Origin of the sequence: Salinibacter ruber DSM 13855 (genome assembly GCF_000013045.1) — a bacterium.
GTDB lineage: Bacteria > Bacteroidota > Rhodothermia > Rhodothermales > Salinibacteraceae > Salinibacter > Salinibacter ruber.
On sequence record NC_007677.1, the window covers coordinates 628,224 to 645,629 of the forward strand.

Below are 17,406 nucleotides of genomic sequence, written 5' to 3' on the forward strand. Positions count from 1 at the left end.
GAACGCAGGGCCGAAAGTAGTACCGAAGGAACACACGAGCCGGCCATTTGCGAACAGGCTGCGTGCGCGGCGCCGGAGCACACCATGACAGCCCTCTGCTGTGCCTCAAAAGCATTTGCTGTGCCTCAACAGCAGTTAGGCGCGCTGCCTCCAGCGCGCCCCAGAGACGACTCGGCCGCTGGCCCTTCAGCACAGGAGCCCCCCGGGACGTCCACGCCCCCCCCCTACACGCTTTCTTCACGGAGGAGGTTGATGACTGTGTTGGCGTTCCCAATGTCGAGCCCCACAGCCCGCGCTCGATGGCCGCCGTTGGCATCCGCGGCGTGCAGCGCGTACCCTTGGCTGATGAACGATGCAGGGTTGGGAACAACCTCCAGAGACAGAACATCCCCGAATTCGTCGGTGAAGGCGTCGACAAGCTCATCGAACAGTGCACCTCCACCCCCGACGTACATCTTCCGTGCACGGCCAAAATCGGCGTCGTCGAAGGCTCGCTTGAGCGTCGGGGAGACGATGTCCTCGTAGTAGGTCGACAGCACGTCCTGGCGCATCTCGGTAAGGTCCATCTTTTTGCGACCGATCACAATACTGCCCTTGCGCATTGCCATGTCGAGCTGGTGCTCCGTGACCATATCCAGATAATGCTCCTTCTGAAGACGGTCCGACATGAGTTGGGTGGCGTACTGGAGGCCGCTGGCCGAGGCGGTGGTCCGCTGCACAATCCCGGACGGAAGGCTGAGGGCCGCCTCCATGGTCCCGTACCCGAGCCCGACGGCAAAGAACGGGTCGCGCTCGCGCGGTTCTCCCTGCCGCACCCCGAAGGTGAAGCCCTCAATTTCGGGGATGATCTCCACCTGATCGACCTCGACTCGAATGCTGGTGTCCGGGCTCTTCCCGAAGGTGCGACCGTCCAGGTCGATGACGTGCGTTCCCTTTACCAGTTCTTCAGCCGTGTCCCGGTGAGCGGCATACGTGGAGGAAGGAAAGCCAGTAGTGACGTACATCGGCTCCTCAGCTCCGGCTTTGGTCACCGCGAGGGCGGCCTGAAGCAAGAGGCGGTAGTCCAAATCGGACGGCGCATTGTTGATGCCCTTGTGCGGAGCATTCCCTTCTAACAGGGCAAGCTCCCCGACGACGTAACTGCGCCCGTTGTGCCCGATCTTTAAACCGGTGAGAAGGCTGTCCGATACGTCGACAAGCTCAGCATTGCTGGCTTCGAATACGCTTGGTAGGGTTTTGGTCTTAAACATGTGAGGAGAAGGTGCGGTGATAAGGACATCGGAGTTCGTTTCCTATAATTCGAGAAGAATTTAGGTCAATGACTATAAGTAATTAAAGAGATAATTTTTGTCAGTCCGACCTGTGGTATAAATAGACAACAGCTGTTATTATGAGTGCTACTATTAAAGAAAGGTCTTCAGAAGAAAAAATAGAATTTCGATATTTATAAAGTATACATTTGTATAAAAAAGACTCGTCGCAGTGGAAAAGAGGGCGTGGGCAGTTCCTTCTGCTGAGGGTGAAGCAAGGGGCCGACTCTAGCCGGGGGGTACAGAAGCCAGGGCACCAGTACCAGAATCCATGACCGGAAAAAACTTCTGCTAAAAGTGGAGCAACAAACATGCCGTAATTCCGAAAAATAGGCTATGTTTGTCACCTCTTCATGAGATAAGCGGGAAAACTACGCTTTGCGGCGCCGGGGCCGGATCGTGGACGAAGGCGTGGACCGCAACGCTCCGGCTCAAGAGCCACTGTTCCCACAGACACGGATTGCAAAAAGACGAGATGACCTCACGGCGGTAAATTCGTACCAGGTCCTTCCCCAATTTCTTTGAATTGGGGGACAGCCCATCAAAGAGATCGGTGATGCCACGGGAACGCGGATCGTGCAAGTCTAATCGTCTCCGGCTGTCCCGCCCGGCGGCTGGCCCTTTTCCGGCAGTGGGTCGGAAGGGCGGGCCCGGACCCCGTCACCGTCTCGAACAAAGCACGGGCGAGCCCGGTCGGGGTCCCGAAGGTGTCACCCAGGGAGGACCCAGTGGCCTGCCGGTGACGTCGCGGGCGCATCGTGTCACGGGCGCGCAGAGGGGCTTCGATCACCGGCCGGACCGGTCTTGCAAAGGATTCTACCCCCGTACAGGGGCTCTCCTCAGCGCGTAGGTCCCACGCAGCCTTGTCGCCCAGGTCCTTCAGCACTCCGCATCATCAACATCGCCATTGCCCGTCTCTCTGCTCTCTTCTTTCGGCAGCTGGACACGAATCGTAGTGCCCTTGCCTTTTTCCGTCTCCACCTCGATTGAGCCGTCCATCTGCTCGACGGCCTCCCGCGTTACCGCCAGCCCAAGCCCGGTGCCCTCGTACTCCCGGGCCATTCCCTCGGAGGCCTGCCGGAAGGGCTTAAACAGGTCCTCGATTTTTTCGGGGTCCATCCCAATGCCGCTGTCCTCCACCTCGATCATCGCACTCCCGTTTTCCCGGTAGACGCGGAGCCGTATTTCGCCGTCGTCCGTGTATTTGATGGCGTTGGAGACCAGATTGCGGAGCACGATCTGCACGCCGCCGCCGTCGGCCTGCGCCCAGATTGGCTCGCCTCCGGCCTGGACCTGCAGGCGCAGCCCTTCCGCCTCGGCCTGAGGCCGAAGCTCGCCGGCGACCTCACGGGCCTGCTCGGACAGGTCCACCGGCTCGGCCGCCAGGTCCATTTCCCCGGCCTCCAGCCGCGAGAGGTTGAGCACGCCGGTGAGCGTATCCATCAGCCGCTGGCCACTCTTCTGAATCAGGCCCGCAAACTCCCCGAGGGGCTTCAGGTCGCCTGCCTCGGCCGGAGGCTCCAGGCTCCCGATCTCCTCCTCAATCATCTCCGCAAACCCCAGGATCGACGTCAGCGGTGTGCGGATTTCGTGGCTCATGTTCGCGAGAAGGGACGACTTCATCCGGTTGGCCTCCTCGGCGGCTTTCTTGGCGCTCATAAGCTCGCGCTCCTTGCGGACGTTCTCCGTAATGTCCTGCGCCAGCATCAGGCCCTTTGCATTGGTGTCGCCCTGGAGGGGCACGACGTGGACGCGCAGCGTGCGGCCGCCCACCCCAATCCGGCGGTCCGTCTGCTCCCCCTCCAGGGCCGCCTCGAAGCGGTCCACAATGGGGTGCCGCCCCCCCTCGATGCCGACGAGGACGGTTCCGGCCTGTGCCCCGAGCAGGTCGGACTCTCCCAGCTCGTACGTGCCGAGCAGTTCCCCGGCCGCCAGCGTATAGGTGAGGCCCTCGTCGAAGAGGAACACCGCCCCGTTCGGAATATTCTCGGCGAGGGTCCGGTAGCGGCGCTCACGCTCGATCAAATCACGCTCCTGGTCCAGCGCATCTAGGGTGTCCTGAAAGCTCTGGGCGACGACCTCTAGAAGACGGAGTTCATCGTCGTCGAGCCGGTTTTGGGCAGCGGCGCCTACTGCGAGCACACCGCGCTGCCCCAGCGGGACGTACGCGCAGCCTTCGAGGCCCGACCGGTCTACGCCGTCGTCGATGGTGCTGGGATCGGAGTACGCATGGGTGTCGCCCGTGCTGAGGGCGGCCCAGAGCGGGGTGTGTCCCTGCTCGACCCGGGGCATCGACCCGACCACCTCACTGTCGATGGTGCCGGCCCGCACCAGCACGTCGCCGTCGCGCAGGTACACGGCGGCCTCCTGGAGGCCGAGGGTGTCGCCGAGGGCATCGGTGACAGTCGACGCGGCGCCGGCTTTCGTGCTCACGTCGAGAAGGTCCCGCGTCACGCGGTAGAGGGTGCGAAGGCGCTGCTCCCGCACTTTCTGGTCGGTCACGTCGGTAGTCACGCCGGCGAGCCGCTGAAGAGCCCCTTCGTCGTCGTAGATGGCATCGATCCGTGCCGTGAGCCACCGGCGGCCCCGCGTGGGATGCAGCACGCGGAACTCTTGGTGCTGCGGCCAGCGTGGTTCGTCGGCGTTCTGGGCCTCGATGTCGGAGCGAAGGGCCGCGAGGTCCGCGGGATGGACGTGGCGGGTCCAGGCACTCGGGTTGTCGCGCAGCGTGTCCCGGTCCACGCCGTACAGCGTTTCGACCGCACTGTTGGCGTAAAGGAGCTCTGAGTAATCGGGCGTAACGATATAAAACGCGTTCGGCACCGTCTCCGCGAGCTGCTCGAACCGCTGGTTGGCACGCCGAAGGGCCCGGCGTCGCTCCTTCTGCTGGGTCACGTCGCGCCCGATCCCGCACAAGACGCGGCCCCGTGTCGGGGCGTCGAAGGCGTCCCCCACAAACTCGTGGGGCACCCGACGCCCGTCCTTGGTGACCAGGGGGGCTTCTACTCGAACAGCCTGACCCGCGGCGCTCTCCTCGATGGCGTCTCGGATGCGCGCTGCATCGTCTCCCTCGAAGAGATCGAGGGCCGTCATGGCCTCAAGCTCCGCGTCCGTGTAGCCGGTGACCTCATTGACGCGGCGGTTCCAGAACAGGAGATCTCCCTGCTCGTCGAGCAGGTAAAACACGTCGTCAATCGTGTCAAGGACCTGGTCCAGGAACGCCTTCTGGTCGGCCAGGTCCTGTCGGTGTTCCTCGCGCTGGGTGACGTCGTGGATGACCGAGAAGAGAAGCGTCCCGGCCCGGTCCAGGTTCGGGATTGGGGCCGAGAGGACCCGCACCGTTCGGACCGCCCCGGACGCGAGCTCGTGCTCGAACAGGAACTCGTCGCCGTCCTCCGCCGCTTCACGGCGCTCCCGCGCCACCTCCTCCGCCGGAAGTTGATTGATGTCCTGGATCGACATGGACATCAGGATGTCCCGCTCGTATCCGTAGAACTCAACGGCCGCCGCGTTGGCCTGCTCAATTGCGCCTGTCTCCTCGTCGATGAGCAGCATCGGGGCGCTGTGGCCCTCGAACATCATTCGGAACCGGCGCTCCCGGCGGGTGAGGCGCTTTTGCATGGCCTTTCGTTCGGAGACGTCCCGGAAGACCCCGTAGACCACGCGCCCGTCGGGGAGATCTACGGTGGTGGCGTTGACTTCAACGGGGACGGTAGTGCCCTCGTCGGTGACGACTTCAATCTGGGTCCCGTCCGGGAGGGCCCGCATCGGGCCGTCTTCGTCGAGGCTCCGCCGAAACAGAGACGCGTACGCCTCGGCCCGGCCCGAGGGGTGGAGGTCAGTCTGGTGGGCCCCGATGATCTCCTCGCGGGGACGCCCGAGCAGGCCTGTGGCGGCCGCGTTGGCCTCCACAATCTTGCCGGTCTCCGCGTCGGCAACCAGGACGGGATCGGGGTTTGCCTGGAGGAGGGTCTGGTAGCGCTCCCGGCTGGTCGCGAGATCACGCTGGCGTTCCCACTGGGCCGTCACGTCGGTGGCGATGCCCAAGACGCGGACGGCCTCCCCTTTCTCGTGGACCGGCGTCGCCCGGAGGCTCATTCGAGCAACCCCTTCCTCGGGGTGGAACAGCCAAAAGTCTCCTTCCCACGATTCGCCGGTGCTGGTCATGTTCTCCAGGGCCGCCTCCACATCGGGCAGATCATTGGGATGAACGATTTCGGTAAAGGCCTCGAACGTCTGTGGGTCGTGCCCGAATAGATCCTGGAGGGTCTCGTCCCACTGCATCTCGCCGGTCTGTAGGTTCCACTCGAGGACCCCCGTGTCGGTCCCCGCAAGCGCCAAGTCGAGCTTCCGTTGGCGCTCTTTTCGCTCGGTCACGTCGGTCCCCGACGCGAGGAGGCGGCCCACCTCGCCGTCCTCAAAGATGGGAATTACCAAAGTCTCGATCCAGCGGGTGCGCCCGTCCCCGTCCTCGATTCGAAACTCTCCGTTCCAGGAGGATGCGCTGTCGACGACGGAGTCGAACCCGTCCCGCACCCGCGAGCGGTCCTCCGGATGGATCAGGGCAAAGAAGTCGTCTGTGCTTTCCGGTGCGCGTCCAAAAATGTTGCGAAGCATGCCGTCCCACCGGATCTGGCCGGCCTGCAGGTCCCACTCGGCGATGCCGGTTTCGCTCGCGGTGAGGAGCAGTTGGCGTTTCCGGTTCCGATTCCGGCGATCGGTCATGTTCCGCACGGTACACACGAGCCGCCCTGCCTCCGTAACGGTGAGGGACAGCGCCGCCGGGAATGTACTGCCGTCCGGGCGCTGCCCCGTCACGAGGCCCTGCCAGTGCCCCTCCTCCTCGAGCACGGGAAACACCGTTTTTTCGAGGCGCTCGATCTCGTCCTCCCCATAGAGCATCCGCCAGGTGTTGCCCAGGAGCTGCTCCTTGTCGTCGAAGCCGTACATGTCGGCGTGGGTCTGGTCCACGTACACGTACTCGTCGCCGGCCAGCACGGCCATGCCCTCCGTAGAATCCTCGACGGCCTGATGGAGGACCTCCAGCTCGCGCCGCTGGTCCTCCCGAGCGGTAACGTCGCGGCCCGAAGCGATGAGGGCCGTGACCGCACCGTCCCTGTCCGTGACGGGACGGATAGTGCCCCGAATTGTATACTCGAGCCCGTCGGCGTCTACGTGCTGGTACTGGTACGACACGTACTCTCCGCCGGCCGCCCGCTGAATCCATTCTTGAAGGTCCGCCTGGAGGGCAGAATCGTGGTCCCACCAGGGCGTCTCCCAGAAGGATTGCCCCACCACCTCTTCCCGGCCTGCGTTGATGAAAGAAAGGGCCGTGTCGTTCACCCTGCGGAGCGTCCCGTCCAGGTCGAGGAGGCCGGTCAGGAGGTTCGGATCCTGAAAGACCGCTTCGAACTGGCGCTCACGGCGGCGCAGTTTCTGTCTCCGTCGCCGCCTCTCGGTCACGTCCTGGTAGGTTCCGATCAGTCGCTCCGCGTCGCCGTCTTCGTCCCGCAGGATGCGTGCACGGGCCTGCACATGTCGGTCTTCTCTGTCGGGCCGGCGAATTCGGTATCGGACCTGGCAGGTCTCTTTGTCGGGGGTCCCCAGGACGCGGGCCATTGTGTCCTGGAGATGTCCCCGGTCGTCTGGGTGGACGTGCCCGAGGAGTGCTCCGGTTGTCTGCGGGGCCGCATCGACCCCAAAAAGGGCCTGCGTGCGCTCGTCCCACACGCGCCGGTCGTCCGGAATGGACCACTCGAACACGCCGGCGTCGGCGGCGCCGAGGGCCACCCGGAGGCGCGTCTTCTCCTCGGCAAGGGCCGCACTTTTCTCCTGTACGGAGGCTTCTGCCTGCTTGCGCTGGTGAATGTCCTGGGTGATGCCGGCCAGCTTCACGGGGGCATCCAATGCCCTTTCGTCCTGCGAGGAAAACGGGGGGCGCCCGATAACCTGTACGGCGGTTTCGACCCACCGGGCGGTTCCGTCCGGTCGAAGAACGCGGTACTCCCCGCGCCAGCGCCCGTGCTCAAGCAGGTCACGGGCGGTTGGAAGCTCGGGCTGATCCTTCGGGTGCGCCGCCGACCGCCAGAGCATCGGGTCTCGGACAAACGCGTCGGTGGGGCGGCCGAAAATGTGCTCTTCCGAGCTGTTCACGTAGGCCAGTTCATGCCGGACGGGCTCGGCCTCGCTCGAGCCGGTAGGATGAATCCGCACTTCCCAGACCGCGTCGTCGAGGGACGCAAGCAGCTCATTGAGTCGCGTCTCGTCCGACTCGGCGCCCCCCTGTTCGACCGCGCTGATTTTCTGTCGGCGGCGCCGCTCTAACTGATCGACCCCCATCTGCGCCAGATCGTCCAGTCCTGTGAGTTGTCGCTCCGAGGGCGCGCGCGGCTCGGTATCCAGCACGCAGACGGTCCCCAGCACGTGGCCGTCCGGGGTGATCATGGGGGCGCCGGCGTAGAAGCGGACGTGGGGATCCTCCGTAACGAGCGGATTATCGTCGAACCGCTCGTCCTCGGTCGCGTCCTCCACCACGAGCCGCTGGCCCTCGTCGAGGGTGTGCACGCAGAAGGAGGCATCGAGCCCAAGCCCCTGCGCGTCGAGCCCGATGCAGGCCTTGTGCCACTGTTTCTGGTCGCCGACGAAAGTGACGAGCCCAATGGGAACGTCCAGTAGGGCCGCCGCGAGGTCCGCAATGCGGTCGAACGTCTCCTCCGGGGGGGTGTCGATGACGTCGTACCGGCGTAGGGCCTGGAGGCGGCGGGGATCTATTCGTGCGTATTTGCTGCTTGAGGAGGAGAGATTCGAATCAGGGGGACCAGTGGGCATGGGGCGCGTCGGGGGTAGGGAAAAAGCAAAACTTCCGTGCCGTGCGTCCCCTCGAGACACCGGGGCCGCTTCGTGCACGCGTTTGCGGAGTGCCCCTTAGCCGTTGACCTGGCGGTAGGGAGCGAGGTGCCGGCGCAGGGCCGCCCGGTCGGGATCGGACAGGTGGGCATACCGGACGATGCCGACACCATCCAGGTCGGCCACTGCCATTGCGTCGGCCCGAGTTGCCGAGAGGGTCAGCACCACACTTCCGTCGGCGAGGGCCCACTGCTCTTCCGCCGTTGCGGGAGAGCGGTCCACCACGCAGAACCAGTCCGTTACCGGAGGGGTAGGCGGGTCAGAATCTTCTTTCGATTGGCGAAGGGTAACGGTTGGGCAAATGCGAACGGGTCTAGGGGGTGATAAGGAGGGACGCAAACTGGGATGCCTCGGGGCAAAGTCCGGAAGAATCTTCCGTCTGTTGTAGGGCAACAAAAATGCCAGTCTTTTCTTTTGGGCTCACTTCGGACGCCCGTACGCTTCTGTTATATTCTATTTTAAAGTTTTCTCCTTTTTGAGAGGATGAGGGGTGCCCTTACGCTTCAGTACACGCGCCGTCGTCTTCTCGGAGAAGGACGTCGCTCCGATATGGTCTCTGCGTCGGTAATTTCGCCCCCTGCGTTGAGAGTCTCTGTAAGGCAGTCGGTCCAGCCGCGTGTTGTAGCAGCGTGGTTGTTGACCAACAGTCCAGCGCCGGTCGTCCTTCCGCTGGATCTCTCCGGCCCCGATCGACTTGCTTGACGGCGGTGGGTCGGTCTAGGGCGATTTACACAAGCAGCTTTTTGGCTCTTCCGGACTCGAATCCTGCATCGTAAGGAATGCTTTCTTATAAGATATACTCCAAAAGATTCCCTACGCGGTGACATACACTCACGTGTCACCGGGAAAGGTGCAGCTGATGCCCGTCCAAATGCGATGGCCTCGTAAAATTCAGCCATCTCTGTGTACCGTCGCGTCTTTCATGCCGACCAGGTGTTGAGGAGCCATGCCGTCAAGAGCGGCCCAGGCGAGAAGGCAAATGCATTCTGGGGCCGCCTGCGCCGACATGGGCGCTGCCTCCGTGCCCACTCGAATCTCCCCGCGCGTCTACGGCCGTTCCTGGAGCCAGCTCGCCGTGATTGCACAGCGGCAGGGCAACACCGCGGATCCAAACTCCGCCGACGAGGGGGATTGCCGGTTTGCGTGTTCGGTCCCGTCAAACGGCGGTTGACCGTCAGCGGGATCTGCGAGCAGGCGGAAGACTACTTCGTGGAGTGGTGTCCCGACCTGCCCGCATAAGAGAGCTGCAATCGTCGTCTGAATCGGTGGGTGTCGTTTTTGCCCCGCTCGCTCCTCTCGGATATCAGCTGCACAAAGACACAGAAAGAGGGGGGCGGAGCTGCTAAATCGACGCCGATTACACTGGCAAAAGGACCGCGGGCTTCCTGAGTGAAAAGGAAATTCTGGAGGGATAAGAAAATTCTGGGCGGCAGGGGAATTGCTGAAACGAAGAAAAGTCGCCACAAGCTTCACTCGGAGCCCCTGTGACGATGGCCAAAGCCTTCTCGTCCTGTCGGATGAGTCCTACACGAGCACAGGACGTGAATCGGGTAGCTCCGGTGCGCGGCCGGAAAAAACGCTACAAAAAACAATCCGGACTCGTGCCGGATCGTGCGGGCCCCCAGGCCTGTGCGTCGCCTGGTGAGGAGGTTAAGACGAGGGGGCAAGATTCGGAATCTGGTGGCGGGTCAGGAGCCCCCCTGTCTTCAACATGGCCCCCTGAACATAGCCCCCTGGGCCCAGGCGGACGACTACGAGCGAATTTCGACCCCGGTAAATTCGAACCGGGCCCCGCCATCGGGAGACTCCGTGAGGCGGACGCCCCAGCCGTGTGCCTCGGCGATGCGCTTCACGATCGAGAGCCCGAAGCCGGTCCCCTGTTCCCGCGAGGTTTCCCCGGGCTTGAACGCCGTCTCGCGCCGGGCAGGCGGAACGCCGGGCCCGTCGTCCTCCACGTACAGGACGGCGTCGTCGGCACGCCCGACCCGCACCGTGACGTCGCCCTCGCTGTGCTCGACGGCGTTGCGGAAGAGGTTCTCGAAGACGTGCCGGAGGCGGTCCGGGTCGCCCTCGATCGTGCACGCGTCGTCGACGATCAGGGACGCCGCGTTGGTCTCGACCATGTCCCAGCACTGGTCCGCGATGTCCGTCACCGAAACGGGCTCGAGGGATTCGGCCTCGTTGCCGCGCCGGGCGAGAACCAAAGTATCGGAGATGATGTCCTCCATCCGGTCGAGGGCCTCGTGCACCTTCCTGCGGTGGAGCTCCTCATAATCAGGATCCTCGACGGACAGCGTGGTGCGCATCTGCGCGACGTTGAGCGGGTTGCGGAGGTCGTGGGCCACGATGCCCGCAAATTCGTCGAGGCGCTCGTTCTTGCGGCGGAGCTTTTCTTCGCGGTGCACCTGGGCGGTGACGTCGCGGGCAATGCCGACGATGCGGGTCACTGTGCCGTCGACGACGACCGGCGCGAGCTTGGTCTGCCAGATGCGCGGCCCCGCGGGCATGTCGAGCTCCTCCTGGTAGGAGATGGGCGCCCCGGCCTCCACGCAGCGGTGGTAGTTCGCCTCGAGCTCGGCGCCGAGGTCCGGGCCGAGAACCTCCCGGGGCGTCTTGCCCCGGACGGATTCCGAGTCCAGTCCCGTCGCGGCCTCGTGGTACGGGTTGAGCCGCTCGAAGCGAAATTCCGTGCCCGACTCCTCCTCCTCTACGTCGAGGAAGAAGATGGCGTCCTCGGCGTTCTCCAGGAGCGCGTGGTACTCCTCGGTGAGCGCCTTGAGTTTGCGTTCCTTCTGGAGCTGCTCCGTCACGTCGCGGGTGAGGGCGATAAAGCGCTTCTCGCCGCCGATCTCCGTCTTGTCCACCCACACCTCGATCGGAAACGAGGAGCCATCCTTGCGGCGGTGGCGGCCGCTTTTCTTGGCCCGGTCGCCGACCTCCATGGTCCTCCAGGTCTCGCGCAGCTCCTCCTGAGACAGGCCGACCTCGAAGTCCGCCACGTTCATGGACCGCAGCTCCCGGTACGTGTAGCCAAGTTCGTCGACGGTCTGCTCGTTGACGTCCAGGATGTGTCCCTCCGCGTCGTGGATCACGACGGAGTCGGGAAGATTCTCGAACAGCGACTTCAGGCGCTGGCGACTGCCCTCGAGGGTCTTCTCACGTCGCTTCCGCTCGGTGATCTCCCGGCTGATGCCGACAATGCCCACGATGGCGCCGTCCTCGTCGCGGTGCGGATACCGGTTCTCCAGAAAGACGTGCTTCGTGCCGTCGATGAACCGGGTGGCCTCGTAGGAGTCCGCGGTCCCGTCCGCGAGAATCTGCTCGTCGATCCGGCGGATTTCGGCGGCACTCTCGGCATCGAACAGGTCTTCGGCGCGCTTTCCGACGGCCTCCTCGGGGGGGAGCCCGACAAGGTCGGCGGCCGCCTCGTTCACGAACTGGTAGCGGCCCGCCCGGTCCTTGACGTACACGGCCTGGGCGGTATTTTCGATGAGCGCGCTGAGCTGGCGATTTTTCTGCGCGAGCTCTTCCTCCGAGGCCTTGCGGTCCGTGATGTCGGTGAAGTAGAGCGACAGTCCGCTCTCGTCGGGATAGACGCGGACCTCGAACCAGCGGTCCAGGCCCGGGTCGTACCGCTCGAAGGACTGCTGCTCCTGGGTCGCCAGCGCCAGGTCGAGGGCGTCCTCCGCGGCGGTTTCCTCCGACTCCGGGAAGGCGTCCCACACGTGCCGGCCGATCAACTGCGCCCGGTCGGCATCTAGGATCTGCTCGGCCCGGTCGTTGACGTAGGTGTACCGGAGGTTCGTGTCGAGGGCCACGACGCCTTCGCTCACGCGCTCAAGAACGGTGCTTCGTCGCAGCGCCTCGTCGTCGTTAAGGTTCTGCACGGCGGGGGAGATCATGTCGGCGGAGAACCGGGTGGGGCGTAACGGATGCGTGCTTGATCTGTCACGAATCATTTCGCAATGACCATACCACCCCGGCGGGCCGCCCGGTCACGTCCTGGATGCCTCCGCACCCCCCCAGACAGGCGCTCGCAGGAAGCAGGTGGGCGGCAGTCGGTTGCGCGGGCCGGTCCGGAAGTGGGAAGGGCCCCGGACGGAAACATTTGCCGTTCCCCGTTCAGGCGGACGGGTCCCCTGCGTGCCGTTCCTCGTACGGCCCGAAGTGCTTTACCGGCTCGTCGTAGCCGAGGAGGCGGGTCTGCACCCACCCGACGGCACGGTCCTGAAACATGGCGATCGAGGGGACGATCATCATGAGGACGGCGGTGCCGAAGACGATGCCGACCCCGAGGCTCACAGCCATCGGGATGAGGAACTGGGCCTGCACGCTCTGCTCCACGATGATGGGGAAGAGGCCCAGGAACGTCGTCAGGGACGTGAGCAGGATGGGGCGGAAGCGCATCTGCCCGGCCCGGACGAGCGCGTCGGGCCAGTCGCGGCCCTCGGCGCGCTCCTCGTTGGCAAAGTCGAGCATCACGAGCGCGTCGTTTACGATGACGCCGCTGAGGCCCACGATGCCGTAGATGCTGAGCAGGCCGAGCTGGATGTCGAGCATCAGGTGGCCCAGCAGGGCCCCGATCCAGCCGAACGGAATGGTGCTCATGATGACCAGGGGCTGGAGGTACGATCGGAAGGGAATGGCCAGCAGGGCGTAGATGGCAAACAGTGCGAGCAGAAAGCCGATCACGAGGGCGCTCTGCGCCTTGCGCTGCTGCCGCTGCTGCCCGCCGAAGGTAAAGGTGGCCCCCGGAATCGCGCGCTGAATGTTGGGGAGCACGCTGGACTGGAGGCTCGCTTTGACCGCGTTGCCGGTCGTGACGCCCGGGTCCACGTCGGCCGTCACCGTGACGACCCGGCGGCCGTCCTGCCGGTTGATCTGCGAGGGGCTGTACCCGAACGACACGTCCGCGACCTCCTCCAGGGGCACCTGCGCCCCAGCGGCCGTCCGGATGCGGTAGTCGCTCAGGTCCTCGATGGAGTTGCGTTGGTCGTCGGGCAGCCGGGTGTAGACGCGCACCTCGTTCTGTCCGCGCTGGAGCCGGTAGGACTCCAGCCCGAAGAAGGCGGCGCGGACCTGGCCGGCGAGGTCGTTGAGCGAGAGGCCGAGCGTCCGGGCGCCCGGCTTCATCGACAGTTCCAGCTCCCGCTTGCCCTGTTCCTGGTCGGACTTGATGTCGAACACGCCCCCGAAGCGGGCCAGGGAGTCCTGCACGGCGGCCACCGTCCGGTCGAGCTTGTCGGGCGTGGGGGCCGACAGCTCCACCGAGACGGGCTTGCCCACCGACACGACGTTGGCGGTGAACGAGAGCGAGCGCGCGCTGGGCACCCGTCCGGTCTCCGCGCGCCATCGCTCCTCAAACTGCGCGGACGTGATGTCCCGCTCCTCCGGGTCGATCATCTCGAAGCTCACCTCGGCCACGTTGGCCTGCGTGGCGGTAAAGCCGCCCGCGCCGGGGTCGCTGTTGGCCTGGGGCTGACGGCCGACGGCCACGTACACGTTTTCGACGAGGTCCTGTCCGGCCTTCGCTTCGAGGGCCTCGATGGCCTCGTACCCCGTCTCTTGCAGGCGGGCCGTCATGCGCTCGGTGGCCTCCGGCGTGGTGCCCACCGGCATCTCCAGCTGGGCCGTCACCAGCTTCCCCTGCACGCTGGGGAAGAAGGAGAACCCGATGTACCCGTTGCTGGCGAAACTGAAGGAGATGAACAGTAGCGACACGCCCGCCACGAGGGTCACGCCGTAGTGCCGGGTGGCGAACCGGAGGGCCGTCGTGAGCGGGCCGCGCACGAAGGCCCAGAGCTGGGCGGCCACCCACCGCCGCACCCGGTTGAGCGTGCGGATCGGGAGGGTGGGGGTGCCCGGTTCCTGGTCCGGACGTTCCGACAGGTGGTAGGGGAGGATCAACAGCACCTCCACGAGCGACAGCAGCAGGACGATGATGACGATCGTGGGGATGTCCCCGAGAAATTTGCCGATCGTGCCGCCGATGAAGAGGAGGGGAGAGAAGGCGGCGACGGTCGTCAAGACGGCGAAGATGACCGGGATGCCGACGCGCTGCGTCCCGCGAATTGAGGCCTCCAAAGGATCGCCTGTGCCCTCCTGCTCGGCGTACACGTTCTCGCCCACCACGATGGCGTCGTCGACCACGATGCCGATGGAGAGAATGAAGCCGAAGAGGGACAGGAGGTTGATCGACACGTCCAGGTACTGCATGAGGATGAACGTGCCCGTAAACGACAAGAAGATGCCGACCGAGGTCCAGAAGGCCAGCCGGGGGGCGAGGAAGAGGGTGAGCGTGAGGACGACGAGGAACAGCCCCAAGATGCCGTTTTCGATCAGCAGGTTGAGCCGGCTGCGGAGGCTCTCGGCCTGGTTCTGCCAGATGGCGGCCTGAACCCCGGCCGGAAGAGACGCCTGCAGGTCGTCGTCGAGGTACGTTTTGACCGTCTCCTCGATGTCGAGCACCTGCTCCTGCCCCGTGCGGAAGACGTTGAGGATGGCGGCCGGCTCGCCGTTGAAGCGCGTGATGAGGTCGGAGTTTTCGGCAAATCCGTCCTGAATGCTTGCGACCTCACCGAGGCGCACCTTTGTGCCGTCGTCGCGGGTGAGGGCCACGATGTCCTCGAAGTCCTCCTTCGTGTAGTTCTGGCCCTCCGTCCGGATGACGATCTCCTCCTCGTCCGTCTCTACGCTTCCGCCCGGCAGGTCGAGGCTCCCCTCCCGCACGATCCGCGAGACCTCCGCGAGGCGCATGCCGTACTTGCGAAGCGCCTCGCGGGAGGCCTCCACGGAAATCTCGTAGTCCCGCACGCCCCCAATGCGCACGAAGGAGATCTGCGGGTTGCGCGTCAGGTCGTCCTTCACGCGCTGGGCGAGCTCCTTCAGGGTGCGCTCGCTCGCGTCGCCATAGAGGGCAATCTGGAGCGCCTGCTGCCGGTTGGTGACCTCCGTGACGATCGGCTGCTCGGCCTCCTCCGGAAACGCGGTGATGCGGTCCACCTCCGACTTGATGTCGGTGCGGGCCCGGGAGAGGTCGGTGCCGCGCTTCAGCTCGGCGGTCACCACGCCGCTGTTCTCGGTGGCGGTCCCCAGAATGCGGTCGATGCCCTCGACGCCCTCGATGCGGTCCTCGATGCGGCGGACGATGGACTGCTCCACCTCTTCGGGCGAGCCGCCGGGGTAGGTGACCTGGATCTGCACCGAGTCGAGACTAAACTCGGGGAAGACCTCCTGCACGGTGGTGAAGGCCGCCGCGCCGCCCCCCAGAAGGAGCAGAAGCATCAGCAGGTTGGCCGCTACGCCGTTGCGGGCGAACCAGTCGATTGCTCTGTTCATCGTTGGAACGTTGGTACGTTGGACGTTGGAACGTTAGGCCGGAGAAGGTCACTCCGGTGTGTCCAGGTTGATTTGGTACTCGACGCTTTTCTCCCGGACGCGGGTTTCTCCCGGACGCGGGAGGCATTGGGTTTCGATTCCAGGTACTGAATCAGCCGAAATAGCTGTCGGGAGGCCTTGTCGGCGAGGTCGTAGGTGGCCTCGAACTCGGCGTCGGACAGGTAGCCTTGATCGGAGGCGACGTAAAGCTGTGCGCGCACCTCGCCCGCTGACCCTCGGGCCCGGCCGAGATGATCCACGAAGATGCTCTGCGTTCGGCTCTCAAAGCCCTCCGCAATGTTGCTCATGACCGACACCGAGGCTCGCTGGATCTGGTCGCGCCGCCCGAAATCTTTGGCAAAAGGCTCCTGCTGGGTGTGCTTGTAAACGCGGTTGGTCAGTTTCCGGGCGGTTTTCCAGACCTCAAGTTTCTCGAAGCGCTCGATTGTGGCCATGGCGTTGAAACGTTTGCACGTTGAACGTTGGAACATTGTGGGGTTGAAAAGCACCTCAGAAGTAAGGTCTTTGTTGTCAAAACGTTCAACGTTTCAACGTTTTAACGTTCAACGCGAACAGCCATGCTGTCCGTTTGGACGCGCAGGTCCGTCGTGATGACGCGGGCGTCCGGGTCGAGCGTCGGGGCGAGGTAGGTGTTCTCCTCCACCGTCTGGATGGGCTCGACGGTGCGCTCGGCCAGCATCGAGTCCCCGACCGCCGTCCACACGACCGGCGGCTGGCCCGGCTCGCGGGTGTGGACCGCCCGGCGGGGCACCACGTGGTAGGTGCCGTTCCGACGGCCTTCGATGTCGACCGTCGTGTAGGTGCCAATGGCCAGCGGGGGGCGCGTTCGGCCCCGCGGCTCCGGAGGGACTTCGGGCCGCCGCGACTGGATGGTGGGGGCTTGGTTGTACGGCTCCGGCACGCGCACCACCACGTCGACCGTCCGGGTCCGCTGGTCGATGGCCCCCTCGACCCGATGGACGCGCCCCTCCCACGAATACGTCTGGTCGCCGTACGCGCTGGTCACCGTGGCCGGGAGCCCGGCGTCGGCAGACTGCCCACTCGTCGCCCACAGGTTTTCGATGAGGGCGGCCTTGCGGGACGGCAGGGACACGACGACTTCGGCCGCTTCCGTGCCGTAGACCGTGGCGACCGGCGTGCCCGGGGCGACGTACGCGCCGAGGTCGGCCTGCTTCTGGCGCACCATGCCGTCGAAGGGCACCTGGAGGCGGGTGCGCTCCAGGTTGGTGCGCGCGTTTTGGAGAGCGGCCCGGGCACTTTCGAGGGTGGACTGGGCCTGTGCCACCTGCGGCTCGTTGAAGACGAGCCGCCCGAGCTCGGTGCTGTCGGGGGCGGGCGTCTCGCCGGTGCGGCCCCGGAGGCGCTCGTAGTCTTCCCGGGCGGCGCCCGCCTCCTCCTGGGCCTGCAGGAGCTGCACCCGGGCCTGGGTCACCTGCGCCTCGGCCTGCTGCACGGCGCTTCGGTAGTCGGCGGGGTCGATGCGGGCCAGGGTTGCCCCGGCGTCGAACCGGCCGCCACTCACGAGCGCGTCGGAGACGTCCACGAGGCGCCCTCCGACCTCGGCGGTCAGCTCAATCTCGCGGACGGGCCGCACGGTTCCGGTGCCGCGCACGAGGAGGCTGCCGGCACGCACGTCCACGGGAACCGTCGAGACCAGGGGGGACTGCGGCGGCGGGTCGCTCGTCTCCGGCGCCGGGGCGAACACAGTGAGCAGGGCCACGACGACGGCGGTGCCGAGAAGGAGGCCGCCCCCGATGAGGGCCCACTTGAGGGTGCTGGTGTCCATAAATCG

General features: G+C 65.0%; 7 protein-coding genes. All 7 read right to left on the reverse strand.

Going from position 1 to position 17,406, the window contains the following annotated elements:
- Positions 1–224: 224 nt before the first annotated feature.
- Positions 225–1,250: a ParM/StbA family protein gene (locus SRU_RS02490; RefSeq protein WP_011403247.1), complete on the reverse strand. Its 1,026-nt coding sequence runs from the start codon at positions 1,248–1,250 to the stop codon at positions 225–227.
- A 939-nt stretch (positions 1,251–2,189) separates the two neighbouring features.
- Complete coding sequence (locus SRU_RS02495; RefSeq protein ID WP_164923444.1) at positions 2,190–8,138, reverse strand: PAS domain S-box protein; 5,949 nt, start codon at positions 8,136–8,138, stop codon at positions 2,190–2,192.
- 96 nt (positions 8,139–8,234) lie between these two features.
- Complete coding sequence (locus SRU_RS15395) at positions 8,235–8,438, reverse strand: hypothetical protein (RefSeq protein ID WP_237701859.1); 204 nt, start codon at positions 8,436–8,438, stop codon at positions 8,235–8,237.
- Between the two features lie 1,529 nt (positions 8,439–9,967).
- On the reverse strand, positions 9,968–12,118 hold the full coding sequence (locus tag SRU_RS02505; protein ID WP_237701860.1) for a PAS domain-containing protein: 2,151 nt from the start codon (positions 12,116–12,118) through the stop codon (positions 9,968–9,970).
- 220 nt (positions 12,119–12,338) lie between these two features.
- Positions 12,339–15,554, reverse strand: coding sequence for an efflux RND transporter permease subunit (locus tag SRU_RS02510; RefSeq protein ID WP_011403251.1), 3,216 nt, complete (start codon positions 15,552–15,554; stop codon positions 12,339–12,341).
- Complete coding sequence (locus tag SRU_RS02515; RefSeq protein WP_112903035.1) at positions 15,551–16,048, reverse strand: four helix bundle protein; 498 nt, start codon at positions 16,046–16,048, stop codon at positions 15,551–15,553. The genes SRU_RS02510 and SRU_RS02515 overlap by 4 nt, the downstream gene beginning before the upstream one ends.
- A gap of 101 nt (positions 16,049–16,149) precedes the next feature.
- Positions 16,150–17,400 (reverse strand): efflux RND transporter periplasmic adaptor subunit, encoded by a 1,251-nt coding sequence (locus SRU_RS02520; RefSeq protein WP_013061006.1) that lies wholly within the window; start codon positions 17,398–17,400, stop codon positions 16,150–16,152.
- Positions 17,401–17,406: the final 6 nt, after the last annotated feature.